Source organism: Veillonella sp. S13053-19 (genome assembly GCF_002959835.1).
Taxonomy (GTDB): domain Bacteria; phylum Bacillota; class Negativicutes; order Veillonellales; family Veillonellaceae; genus Veillonella; species Veillonella rogosae.
Window position 1 is genome coordinate 1 of the sequence record NZ_PPDA01000002.1, and the last position, 12,245, is coordinate 12,245.

The 12,245-nt window shown below is 41.1% G+C and carries 10 protein-coding genes, 3 tRNA genes and 1 rRNA gene; all 14 read right to left on the reverse strand.

Annotated features, from left to right (window positions below; translation table 11 throughout):
* Window positions 1–474 (reverse strand): 16S ribosomal RNA (locus VEHSUH06_RS00010); the annotation flags it as partial.
* Between the two features lie 335 nt (window positions 475–809).
* Window positions 810–885: transfer RNA gene (locus tag VEHSUH06_RS00015), tRNA-Lys, on the reverse strand.
* A gap of 4 nt (window positions 886–889) precedes the next feature.
* Window positions 890–964 (reverse strand) — tRNA-Gln (locus tag VEHSUH06_RS00020).
* 24 nt (window positions 965–988) lie between these two features.
* A tRNA-His gene (locus VEHSUH06_RS00025) sits at window positions 989–1,064 on the reverse strand.
* Window positions 1,065–1,280: 216 nt separating this feature from the next.
* On the reverse strand, window positions 1,281–2,120 hold the full coding sequence (speE, locus tag VEHSUH06_RS00030; protein ID WP_105097338.1) for a polyamine aminopropyltransferase: 840 nt from the start codon (window positions 2,118–2,120) through the stop codon (window positions 1,281–1,283).
* 83 nt (window positions 2,121–2,203) lie between these two features.
* Window positions 2,204–2,833 (reverse strand): hypothetical protein, encoded by a 630-nt coding sequence (locus VEHSUH06_RS00035; RefSeq protein WP_105097339.1) that lies wholly within the window; start codon window positions 2,831–2,833, stop codon window positions 2,204–2,206.
* A 4-nt stretch (window positions 2,834–2,837) separates the two neighbouring features.
* Window positions 2,838–3,272, reverse strand: coding sequence for a peptidylprolyl isomerase (locus VEHSUH06_RS00040; RefSeq protein ID WP_009351000.1), 435 nt, complete (start codon window positions 3,270–3,272; stop codon window positions 2,838–2,840).
* A complete protein-coding gene (locus VEHSUH06_RS00045; protein WP_105081862.1) occupies window positions 3,269–3,976 on the reverse strand; it encodes a ThiF family adenylyltransferase in 708 nt (235 codons plus the stop codon). Before VEHSUH06_RS00045 ends, VEHSUH06_RS00040 begins: the two co-directional genes overlap by 4 nt.
* Window positions 3,976–4,350, reverse strand: a complete 375-nt coding sequence (locus VEHSUH06_RS00050) for a VOC family protein (protein ID WP_105081863.1) — start codon at window positions 4,348–4,350, stop codon at window positions 3,976–3,978. Before VEHSUH06_RS00050 ends, VEHSUH06_RS00045 begins: the two co-directional genes overlap by 1 nt.
* Before the next feature lie 79 nt (window positions 4,351–4,429).
* Complete coding sequence (locus VEHSUH06_RS00055) at window positions 4,430–7,513, reverse strand: AAA family ATPase (RefSeq protein WP_105097340.1); 3,084 nt, start codon at window positions 7,511–7,513, stop codon at window positions 4,430–4,432.
* A complete protein-coding gene (locus tag VEHSUH06_RS00060) occupies window positions 7,514–8,884 on the reverse strand; it encodes an exonuclease SbcCD subunit D (protein WP_105097341.1) in 1,371 nt (456 codons plus the stop codon).
* Window positions 8,885–9,043: 159 nt separating this feature from the next.
* Window positions 9,044–9,880: a deoxyribonuclease IV gene (locus VEHSUH06_RS00065; protein ID WP_009351073.1), complete on the reverse strand. Its 837-nt coding sequence runs from the start codon at window positions 9,878–9,880 to the stop codon at window positions 9,044–9,046.
* A gap of 195 nt (window positions 9,881–10,075) precedes the next feature.
* Window positions 10,076–10,495, reverse strand: a complete 420-nt coding sequence (locus tag VEHSUH06_RS00070) for a Fur family transcriptional regulator (RefSeq protein WP_105097342.1) — start codon at window positions 10,493–10,495, stop codon at window positions 10,076–10,078.
* Window positions 10,496–10,666: 171 nt separating this feature from the next.
* Window positions 10,667–12,238: a DEAD/DEAH box helicase gene (locus VEHSUH06_RS00075; RefSeq protein WP_105097343.1), complete on the reverse strand. Its 1,572-nt coding sequence runs from the start codon at window positions 12,236–12,238 to the stop codon at window positions 10,667–10,669.
* Between the last annotated feature and the right edge of the window lie 7 nt (window positions 12,239–12,245).

Sequence of the window (12,245 nt, forward strand, 5' to 3'; positions counted from 1 at the left end):
CCTTTCGTCCCGATTAACAGAGCTTTACAACCCGAAGGCCGTCATCACTCACGCGGCGTTGCTCCGTCAGACTTTCGTCCATTGCGGAAGATTCCCCACTGCTGCCTCCCGTAGGAGTCTGGGCCGTGTCTCAGTCCCAATGTGGCCGTTCATCCTCTCAGACCGGCTACTGATCATTGCCTTGGTGGGCCGTTACCCCTCCAACTAGCTAATCAGACGCAATCCCCTCCTTCAGTGATAGCTTATAAATAGAGGCCACCTTTCATCCATCCTCGATGCCGAGATTGGATCGTATGCGGTATTAGCAGTCGTTTCCAACTGTTGTCCCCCTCTGAAGGGCAGGTTGATTACGCGTTACTCACCCGTTCGCCACTAAGATTGATAGAAGCAAGCTTCCATCGCTCTTCGTTCGACTTGCATGTGTTAAGCACGCCGCCAGCGTTCGTCCTGAGCCAGGATCAAACTCTCCAAGATATCTTGAAGCTATTTGAATAGCTCATTTGTTTTGTTGTCGTTACATTTAAGTAACTTTGAATTATGGTTGGTTTTGACATTGTCAAAACCCGCACTCTGGCATATGTTCAATCATATTGATTGATTACCTATCATTGTTCAGTTTTCAAAGATCTGTTACGTTAGTTCTAAGCCCTAACGACTTGTATAGTATATCAATCTATCCTTAAATCGTCAACCTCTTTTTCAAAGATTTTTTCGATTTATTTTTCATAGATTTTATACTTACAATCATAACCAAATACTCTATGAATAGAGATAGAAAACTCACAAACCGAAGTTTGTGAGTTTTAATTTGGTGACTCACCCGCGACTCGAACGCGGGACACCCTGATTAAAAGTCAGGTGCTCTGCCAACTGAGCTAGTGAGTCATGTTGGCAGGGGTGGCTGGGATCGAACCAGCGCATAACGGAGTCAAAGTCCGTTGCCTTACCACTTGGCGACACCCCTACAGTGATTATGATGTGTAGGTTATGGGGTGAGTAGTGGGGATCGAACCCACGCGTAACGGAGCCACAATCCGCCGTGTTAACCGCTTCACCATACCCACCACCTTGTAGGTATCGAAGACGTTGTCTTCGTAACAAAGAGAATTATATCTTTTCTAGAGGTTTGTGTCAACACCTTTTTCTCAATTTCATTTAACTTTTACAATTGAAAATAAAAAACATATTTCCTCTAATATAAACTCTTTTTCCTCATTTAAATAAGGAAGCAATTCGTAAGCTATGCCTAACGAATGGTGCTCCCCTATTATACATATTATTTACTTACTTGGCAAATAGTTTTTTACAAAATTTGGTAATGCAAAGGCAGCCTTTTGAATTCCCTCGTTATAGTACTTAGTTTCAAAAGTTTGCTCACGATTAGGAGTCCACTTTAATGGGTCAAATGTTTTGGAGCCCAACGTAAAGCAATGCATACCTGCCGGATACAATGGAATGAAAGCTGTGTACAAACGAGCAATTGGGAAATGATTATTAACATAACCGAATACTTTTTCCACTAACGGTTGATGTAACATAGGAGATTCTGTTTGTTGTACAAACAAGCCATCTGCTTTAAGAGCTTTCAATGTATTCTTATAGAACTCTTCAGTAAATAGACCTTCACCAGGACCGATTGGATCGGAGCAATCTACGATAATTACATCATAGTAATCTTCAGCTTCAGCCATAAAGCCAATGCCATCACCGATTTTTACAGTCAATTTAGGGTGGTTTTCAATCATAGCTTTAGCAATAGTTGGTAAGTATTGTTTAGCAAGTTCCACAACTTTACCATCGATTTCAACCATAGTTACTTCTTTTACGCAGTCATGACGTACACATTCTCTAGCTACGCCACCATCACCACCACCGATGATCAACACCCGTTCAGGGTTTGGATGCAAGAATAAAGGAATATGGCTCATCATTTCATGATAAATAAACTCTTCTCGCTCAGAGGTTTGGAATACACCATCTAAAGCGAGCATCATACCATACTCTTTAGACTTGAATACTTCAATTTTTTGAAACTCAGACTCTCCAGAATATAATACTTCTTCTGCTTCAGCACTGAGACGTAAATGAGGTGTTTGCTCCTCAGTAATCCATTGACTCATGTAGTACCTCCTACTATGTATACTACAATACGCACCGTAGAATCCTACGATGCGTATGTATATTACGTTAATTGCTCTATTACTTAACCTTTACGGCTAATATAACAGAAGCCACCACCTAAAATGGTATCTTTCATCCAATTCGCCAAAGAGAAATCACGGATTTCACCTTCATCAAAGATGCCACAGCGAATATCATCGCCATCCATAAAGATCTTGTGAATCGGAACCCAATGCCATGTGTAAAGAGCCTTTTCTTTCCCTTTATGACGATTCAAAAATGCAACGGGCACATCTTGTGCCAACGCATCATGAATAAACTGAGCTGCGGCTTCCACCTCTACGCGAGATGCACAGAAAGGAGATACATTCAGCATATGCACATCATAAGGCAAGTTTTCATCCTCTAGTAATCGGATAAGCCCACGTTCCATCCATTGTGTTTTATATACGCCACCACCAAAGCGTGGTTTTACATATTTCCAAACTAAGTTCATCCGTTCTAATGCGAGTGTTTGATCGGATGTAGTATTTAGATCTAATAAGCCATCCCTAAATTGTGAATAGCCCAACACTTGTGATGCCGTTGTAGGCCCACAACCAGATAAGCGTTGCCACTCATCTGTGAACCACTCTTGGTCGTAACCATGTGACGTTTCACCGTTTACATCGATATATAGCCACTCCGGATGTTTAATAGATATATCATTCATGAGATTAACCTTCGATTACTTCAACAGTTTCCATGATAGCACCTTGGTGGATACCATCAACTACGTCCATGCCTTCGATTACTTTACCAAATACTGTATGTACACCATCCAAATGAGGTTGTGGTTCGTATACGATAAAGAATTGGCTACCGCCAGTGTTAGGACCACGGTGAGCCATAGACAATGCACCACGTTCGTGTTTGTGTGGGTTACCAATTAATTCATCTTTAATTGTGTAACCAGGACCACCTGTACCATTGCCATTAGGGCAACCACCTTGTGCTACGAAACCAGGGATTACACGGTGGAAACGAAGACCGTTATAGAAACCTTTGTTAATTAAATCTACAAAGTTTTGTACTGTGCCAGGTGCTTCTTTTTCAAATAATTCAATTACGATATCGCCGCCGTCAGCCATATGGATTTTTGCTTTTTTCATTGTTCAGGTACCTCCAAAATTGTACGCAGCACATGGGCTGCTAATATAAAACCTGCCACTGGGGGCACAAAACTACATGTTCCAGGACTTGTTGCTTCGCCTCGGAACTGTGGTTTTGTCGGTTTTTCTGTAGAAAATAAAACTAATTGTTTTTTTATGCCCCGCTTTTTTAACTCCCGACGCATAACGCGCGCTAAAGGACATGTATGAGACTTATTGATATCTGCAATCATAAGTTTTTCTGGGTAAAAGCGATTACCGCCGCCCATACAAGAAATAACAGGGATGCTTTCACGTTGACAAACCTCAATAATATTGAGTTTAGCCGTTACCATATCGATGGCATCGATTACATAATCAACGTTTAAACTTTGAATAAAACCGGGATAGTTTTCCTCAGTATACATAATATCATAAGTTTCTATCAATACATCAGGATTAATAGCTAACGCTCGCGCCTTTGCCACCTCTACCTTACGCTCACCAATCGTGTCATGAGTCGTAATCATTTGGCGGTTCAAGTTACTAGGTGCTATAGCATCACCATCAATAATGACGATGCGCCCTACACCGGCTCGTACTAGCGCCTCAAGGGCACCACCACCAACGCCACCGACACCAAAGAGTGCGATAGATGTATCCTTTAATGTTTGGATCTTATCTGGTCCAACTAACCACTCCAAACGGGTTAACATATATTCCATTAATATTTACCTGCCGGAATGATTTCTGTCCAATATCCATCTGGATCTGCTACGAAATAAATGCCCATGTCAGCATTTTCATAGGCTACAACGCCCATCTCTTTGTGTTTTTTCAAAGCTGCTTCGTAGTCATCTACATAAAACGCCAAATGGAATTCATTATCCCCTAAATTATAAGGGCGATCCCAGTCGCGTAACCATGTAAGTTCTAATTCATGCGCTGTATATGGACTTTTTAAATATACTAAAGTAAAAGCACCACTTGGATCCTCCAAACGGCGAGATTCCTCGAGTAACAAAGCTTCTTTATAGAATGCTAGACTTTTATCAAGATCCTTAACATTTATATTATTGTGAGCAAATGAAAACTTCATAGGACCTCCTTTTATAAATACAGTATGTTTTTGTAGGAATTATCCTCTTTTAATAGTATCACATTTTATAATTCTATAGCTAGTTAATCACAAATTTTGCCGTACTACCATCATCACCACGTGTGACCTCTAAGTGGGCAGGTATACGAGTTTTCAATTCTGGTACATGGGAAATCATACCAATGAGGCGTCCAGAAGATTGTAATTGTACCAAAGTTTCCATGGCAAGTTCTAATGTATCTGGATCTAAAGTACCAAAGCCTTCGTCGATGAACATCGTATCCATATGAATACCACCAGCATAACTTTGAATGACATCAGCTAGGCCCAAGGCAAGGGCCATTGACGCCAAAAATGTTTCACCACCAGACAATGTATTCGCTGGTCTTGATTGACCTGTGAAAGCATCCATAACTGCCAAATCAAGGCCTTGTTTACCACGACCACCACCAGTATAATCAGATCGCTCCAAGGAATAACGACTACGACTCATCTTTTGAAGTCGTAAATTGGCGGCATACACAACTTCATCTAAAATAGCACCTAGCACATATCGTTCAAAGGTTACATTTTTAAACCCTTGTTCTCCACCATTAGCGAGGTCATTTAATCGGCTCAAGAACTCTACTTCTTCACGAGATTCGCCCATAGCTACGTCAAGCTCTTCTAATGATGCTAATGTAGTTTCAATATGTTTCGTCTCTTTTTCCCATGCCGCTAGATTGCCTACAAGCGCATCTCTACGTTCCACCGCCGCATCATACACCTCATCACTTACTGTAGCACTAGGCTCAACTATAGATTTCGCTACCTTTAAGGCCGCATCATATACAGCTTGAGCTTTATTGAAATCCTCGTCTAATGCGTATAGTTCAGTTCTAAAGGTATCTAAGGCATTATAATCACCTAACGCCTCTATGAAATCAACTTCACCTAAAGAAATAGATTGCAATGATTTTATATATTCCTTATAGATTACATCAAGGCTATTAGTTTCTTCTTGCACTTGTGCAGATAAGGTTTCTAGGCGCCCCTGTTGAGCATTGAGTTGTTTTCGAGCAGCCTCTAAATTGCTTTCACAAACCTTCACTTGCTCGTCGTATGCGTTAATTTCAGTCTCTAACGATTCGATCTGTTTACGCCATGTATCAAGATCTGTAGTTGGCAAGATTTTAGATAAGGCATCAATTTTAGCTTGCACAGAACTAAGCTGAATCTCTAAATCATGCAAGCTTTCAAGTAATTCCTTATGAGCCATCTCTAATTTCGCTAATGTTTCTTTGGCCCCACTCAGTTCACCCTCATTTGTAGCTATAGTTTTGCTCAACTGTTCAGTATCGCTACGCAAAGCTGTGAGCTGCTCCATTTGGGAGAGCAAGTCTTGTTGAATAGAATCAAAGGTGTCTTCCGAAAAACCATCAATCAACGATGTAAGTTTAGAAACTTGTTCTTTAACTTCCTCATCTAACTCATGTAAACGAATAACTAACGTTTCTTTCTGACCAATTTCACTAGCCTGCTTTTGTATCGCCTCATCCCGCACCGCACGAGCCGCTTCTACTTCCTCTTTTGTAGGATACAACTCAGGCTTGGATGCTAACTGTGGATGCTCGGTAGAACCACATACAGGGCAAGGCTCATTATCTACTACCAAATGGACAAGTTCAAAAGCGCGTCCCTCTGCCATCAAATGTTCTAAACGCTCAAGCTGAACCTTCGAGTTCTTTACAGATTCATCTATAGCCGCTAAAGACCTGTCTTTACCATCAATATCGTGTTGAAGCTTCTGTTTCTGTCCTAATAATTCAGAATATCGTTGTAACTGACTCAACTGTTCTTGAATACGAGGAATACCCTCTAAGTCTTTACTATTAGCTTGGAACTGCTTTCTCGCTTCAACTAACGCAAACTCTAAATCAGCTACTAACTTATGCTGTATCTGCAACTCAGCGTCGCTTTTCTCCCGGTCCTGTGTTTCTAAGTTACTCTTTAATGTGGTCAATTCTTTATTTAGCAGTGCCAACTCATCAAATTTCTCTGACTGTTGTTGGAGTTGCGCCAACGTAGTCCTATTAGCTTGTATAGTTTCAGCTTGAGATGCTAACACTTCATGGGCCTCTGTACATTTAGACTCCTGTTGAGATGCAATTTCCACACCTTTTTTCGTATCTGAAAGTGCCGTTTCCAATGTTTTTAATGCACTCTGTTTATCACTAAACTGTTTATATAGCTCATAGGTTGGAGTTAAAGAAGTGAGGAACTGAACCTTTTCACGTAAACTAGAACGCTCCCCTTCTCTTGCTTTTACCAAGTCTAATTTAGAAGCAGCCTCTGTAAGAGACTGTTGCGCTTGATTATATACGGCCCACTCCTTACGCAATGCATTGAACTGCTCCACCTCGGCAACAGCCTCATCTCGCTTCACAACAAGTCCATCACGATAGGGCTCTCGGTTAGCCAATAATTCACGTACATGTTGGGCCGTCAGCACTATAGTATCCTCATCATGAGGAATAGACTGTATCAACGCGGCTTGTTTTGTCAGATTTGCCTCAATGCCTGCTTTTGCGTCATCATAAGCGGCTTTGAGCGCCTCTTGTAATTTTCGGTATAGATCCGTTCTAAAGAGAGTGTGTAGTAACTCCTCACGCTCACTAGTGGAGGCAACTAATAACTTTCGGAACTCCCCTTGTGGCAATAATACTACTTGTAAAAACTGATCTTTACGAAAGCCTATAATGCGTTGAACTGTATCACGAATGGCTGCGGCAGAAGTAGCGATAACTTTCCACTCACCATCTTTCATTTCGTATACAGTGGCACTAGCATTCTGTTCACGCATACCAGTACCGCGTTTTTTAGCGACCAATTGTTTTGGCAATCTTTCAACACGATACTGAGCCTCACCGATAGCAAAGGAAAAGTCAACACGGGTCATACGTTCAGGTTCTGCAAAATCACTGCGGATAGCATCTATTTTTCGTACTTCCCCACTAGGTTCGCCATATAAGGCATACACCATAGCATCTAGTATAGATGTTTTCCCTGCCCCCGTCGGACCAGAGATAAGAAACATGGAGTGATCTTGGAGCTCACTAAAGTCCAAGTTAACCGAATCGCGGTACGGACCAAAGGCTTCTATAATTAAAGATATAGGCTTCATTTAGTCCTCCTTTAGAATTCGATCCCATACAGAGTTGATGTATTGTTGCTCACGCTCTGTTAATGGTTCTTTCCACACAGTTTCGGCAAATTGATTAAATAATTCACGCTCGTTTAACTCTTTAAAGACTGCATCCCCCATGTCATTTACAGGCGCTGCCACACGACCGACTAAGTCAATGGTCATACAACGATTGTAGACTTGGCGCAGTTTAGCCATCCCATCCATTATAGGCATCGTATCAAGCAATCGAGCCTGTACATAATGGTCTTTATGCTTAGCCTGTAATTTCTTATTGTTTAGCAAGTCTTCAAAATAGCCTTCCAATATTACAACGTCGCGCTTCGCCTCTACAGGAATGGTACTAATATCTACATTACCTTTTACATCCATATCTATGATGGTAAAAGACTTCTTCTGCATATGCTCATCAAAGGAATACTTTAATGGCGATCCGCTATAGCGAATATAGTCTGCCCCCATTCGCTGAGGCCCATGCAAATGGCCAAGGGCCGTATAGTGAAAGTCTTTAAAGACTTGAGGGTGTACCTGTTCACTACCACCTACAGACAAGGTGCGCTCAGAGCCCCCTACTTCGCCACCCATTACAAAGGCATGACTAATGGCAATACTGCGCATCCCCTTTGGTACTTGATTGCGTAAATGGTTGCTCCAAGCCTGATACATTTGGTCGTAATTATGTAGATTGAGACCACTTTCATTATGGGCGGTCAAATCTTGTGTTACACTCTTAGATGTTTCTATAGCAGCAATTTTTTCATCTACCATATCAACACTAGCAAACAAAGACTCCTCAACAACATCTATAGCTGCTTTTTTAGATTTAGAACCCTTAGTTTTTGTTTTAGTCTTCGTCGCTGGTATTTCTACATTTTCTATATTTTGAATAGTCTCCAAGGAGATATTAGTAGACCCAAGCCCTAATGCATCCCCAATACGACGAGGTTCACTAAAGGGCATAGGACAAATAGCGAGCTTACCATCAGAGCCTTCAAATTCAAAGGGTTGTAATGCATGATGAGGGGATCCCCAAATATGAATTCCTGATCGGCTCAACATAGAGCGCCCCACTTCAAGACGTTCTGCCCCATCGTGATTGCCACTTACCACGAAGAGTGGTACCTTATAATCCATAGCGAGACGGGTAATGATGGAATCCCATAACTCAATAGCTTCAATTGGTGGCACCGCTCTATCAAAAATATCCCCTGCGAGCAATATGCCATCAATTTTTTCATCTTTCAAAATAGTAAAGAACTGATTCTCCAACACATGAGCTTGGTCATCTGTTAAATACTGACCATAAAAAATACGTCCTAAATGCCAATCGGCAGTATGTAAAAAACGCATTTTATCCCCCTTCCAGTTCTCCTTAAACCTTACATAAAGTAGTAATAATTGCTAACGCAAGCTCGTACTACTCATAATTTTAGATTCATACACTAACCATTAAACAGTATTAAGTATGCTACATAATTATTATATAACTAAATTAAGTGTTTAACTTAATTATTGATTCTCTACAATAGAGCGTAACATAGCAATTTCTTTTGCATACCCATCGAGTTCGTTTGGCGTTTCCAAATAGAACGGCAAGTTCGTCAATTTAGGATGTGTCACAATGCGAGCGATGGCGTCGATACCAATGTGACCTTCACCAATTTTTTCGTGCCGATCTTTATGAGCGCCCATAGGATTTTTAGAATCATTCAAGTGAATAGCTTTTAAACGATCTAAGCCTACAATACGGTCAAACTCATCAATAACACCATCAAGATTATTGACGATATCATAACCACCTTCGTGGATATGGCATGTATCAACACATACGCCCATGTATTCTTTTAATTTTACACCGTCGATGATGCGAGCAATCTCTTCAAAGCGAGAGCCGATTTCTGTACCCTTACCAGCCATGACTTCTAAGAGAACTGTTGTTTTCATGCCTGGGAATAAAATTTCATTCAAGCACTCCACGATGTATTCTATACCTTGGTCTACACCTTGCTTTACATGGCTGCCTGGGTGAAAGTTATACATTTGGCCTGGTAAATATTCCATACGCTCTAGGTCTTCTGTCATGGCTTGCTTTGCAAAAGCGCGCAAATCTTCCTTTGCTGCACATGGATTATACGTGTAAGGCGCATGAGCTAATAAGGTGCCAAAGTTATGTTCTTTCATATACGCACTCAAGCTATTCATATCCTCTACATCAAGAGCACGCATACTACCACCACGAGGATTCCGCGTGAAGTATTGGAATGTATTGCCCCCAATTTTTGTAGCTTCCTTCCCCATGTTTAAATAACCTTTGCTAATTGATAAGTGACTGCCGATGACAAACATAATACTCCTTTATATGATTCTAATAATCTTATAGATAAATACTAATGAAATAGTAATTAATACTAACTAAATACTAATTACTAACTAAATACTAATTACTAAATACAAATTAAATACTAACTAAAACGATGACCAATAGAAATAACTAATAAAACCCCTACCGTGAAGGATCCCTTCATCGACAGGGGTTATCTATTAATGGCTTTCTTTTTTTGCACACTCAGGGCATACACCTTCAAAGGTAATATGTTGACCTGTAATTTGGTACTCGCTACCTTGATCCGCAATCGTTTTAATCGCTTGCAAATCAATGCCCATCATATCTTCTACCTTATTGCAACGAACGCAACGGATATGAGAGTGAGCTGCTGTGTCCCAATCATAATGAGCGCGCTCATCACCAACTTCTAAAATTTTTACAAGACCGATTTTTTCAAAAATCTCCATCGTCTTGTACACTGTAGCCAAGCTCATGCTTGGATGTTCAGGGCGCAACGTATGATACAACATCTCTGCTGTTGGATGATCATGATGCCCACGCAATGCATCATAAATCGCAATACGTTGTGGGGTTACTTTAAACCCTTGGCTACGCAAAATTTGTGCGATATCCATAATAATCTACCTTTCTCCACTTGGAAATCTATAAGGCATAGGCCATTATCGACCATTAACAAGAAATAATTATTATTTATTATATCAAAATCCTCAATACTTATCAAGATAGATAGTATTAACTATTAAGTAATAAAAAATGTGGATTGCTCGTAAGCAATCCACATTTTATTAGTCTTTAAAGTAAGGTTTGAAACCTTCACCTTGATGACGAGGTTTTCTATCACCACGTGGACGATCAGATCTACGATCATCTCTGCGGCGGTCATCACGACGTTCACCTCTACGGTCATCACGGCTACGACGAGGGCGGTCATCGCGACGACGATCTCCTTCACGGCGGCGATCACCATCTCTACGACGGTCACCATCACGACGGCGGCGGTCACTACGGCCACCTTCACGACGACGGCGTACGCGTAATGGTTTTTCTTCTGTAATATTTACAGGAGTCGTATCTGGTTCTTTTGTTAACAATTTAAGAGCAGCTGCCAACAGTGTTACGGAATCTGTATCATTCAACAATTCCTCTGCACTTGTTTTGAATGGTGCTAATGCTTCTAAATTATCTGTCATTTCAACGAGGCTTTCAATTGCCAAACGTTGTTGACCTTCAAGAACTTCACCTAAGGAAGGTGCACGACGGCGTGCAATTTTACGTTTTGTTAAACGCTCGATAGCATGTAAATGCTCCATTTCACGAGGGATAACAAACGTGAAAGCTTGACCAGCTTTACCGGCACGGCCTGTACGACCTACGCGGTGCGTGTAGCTTTCAGGATCTTGAGGCATATCGTAGTTATATACATGAGATACGCCAGAAATATCAAGACCACGAGCTGCCACATCAGTAGCCACGAGAATATCGATGGTACCTTCGCGGAATTGACGAATTACGCTGTCCCGTTTTTGTTGAGACAAATCGCCATGGATGCCTTCCGCCATGTAACCACGTTTTTTAAGACCTTCAGTTACTTCATCAACACGACGTTTTGTACGTGTGAAGATAATAGCAAGTTCAGGTGTTTGGATATCGAACAAGCGGCAAAGAACATCGAATTTTTGACGGTCTTGCACTTCGATATAATATTGTTCAATTAAGTCCATCGTAACTTGAGTCGGTTTCATACGAATCAATGTTGGCTCTTTCAAATATGTTTCAGCTAATTGTTGGATAGCTTTAGGCATAGTTGCGGAGAACAACAATGTTTGATGGTCTTCTGGGATAGCACCCAAGATTTTATTGATATCATCAACAAAGCCCATGTTTAACATTTCGTCGGCTTCGTCCAATACCACAACTTTCACATGGTCAAAGTTGATAGAACCACGATCCATATGGTCCATCAATCGGCCTGGAGTGGCAACGATGATTTGTGGGTTCTTTTTCAAGGCACGGAACTGACGATTAATATCTTGACCACCGTAAATAGGTAGTGCTGTGATATTCGTATATTGAGCCATTTTATTAAGCTCTTCAGCTACTTGGATAGCTAATTCTCGTGTAGGGGATAAAATAACTACTTGAACGTGACGCTCATTCCCGTCTACGCGTTCCAATACAGGCAAGCCAAATGCGGCTGTCTTACCAGTACCTGTTTGAGCTTGACCGATCATGTCTTTACCGCTCATGGCTACTGGGATAGCTTCCTGTTGAATTGGCGTAGGCTCTTCAAAGCCCATATCGTTTAACGCTCTTAGAACAGGTTCGCTAATCATTAATTGTTCAAATTTTTCTAACATCTAAATG

Bases quoted from the DNA above. Each gene is read 5' to 3' on its own strand.
- VEHSUH06_RS00065 (WP_009351073.1), bottom strand. From the start codon at position 9,880: ATGTTTGTCATCGGCAGTCACTTATCAATTAGCAAAGGTTATTTAAAC.
- VEHSUH06_RS00050 (WP_105081863.1), bottom strand. From the start codon at position 4,350: ATGAAGTTTTCATTTGCTCACAATAATATAAATGTTAAGGATCTTGAT.
- speE (WP_105097338.1), bottom strand. From the start codon at position 2,120: ATGAGTCAATGGATTACTGAGGAGCAAACACCTCATTTACGTCTCAGT.
- VEHSUH06_RS00075 (WP_105097343.1), bottom strand. From the start codon at position 12,238: ATGTTAGAAAAATTTGAACAATTAATGATTAGCGAACCTGTTCTAAGA.
- VEHSUH06_RS00055 (WP_105097340.1), bottom strand. From the start codon at position 7,513: ATGAAGCCTATATCTTTAATTATAGAAGCCTTTGGTCCGTACCGCGAT.
- VEHSUH06_RS00035 (WP_105097339.1), bottom strand. From the start codon at position 2,833: ATGAATGATATATCTATTAAACATCCGGAGTGGCTATATATCGATGTA.
- VEHSUH06_RS00040 (WP_009351000.1), bottom strand. From the start codon at position 3,272: ATGAAAAAAGCAAAAATCCATATGGCTGACGGCGGCGATATCGTAATT.
- VEHSUH06_RS00070 (WP_105097342.1), bottom strand. From the start codon at position 10,495: ATGGATATCGCACAAATTTTGCGTAGCCAAGGGTTTAAAGTAACCCCA.
- VEHSUH06_RS00060 (WP_105097341.1), bottom strand. From the start codon at position 8,884: ATGCGTTTTTTACATACTGCCGATTGGCATTTAGGACGTATTTTTTAT.
- VEHSUH06_RS00045 (WP_105081862.1), bottom strand. From the start codon at position 3,976: ATGGAATATATGTTAACCCGTTTGGAGTGGTTAGTTGGACCAGATAAG.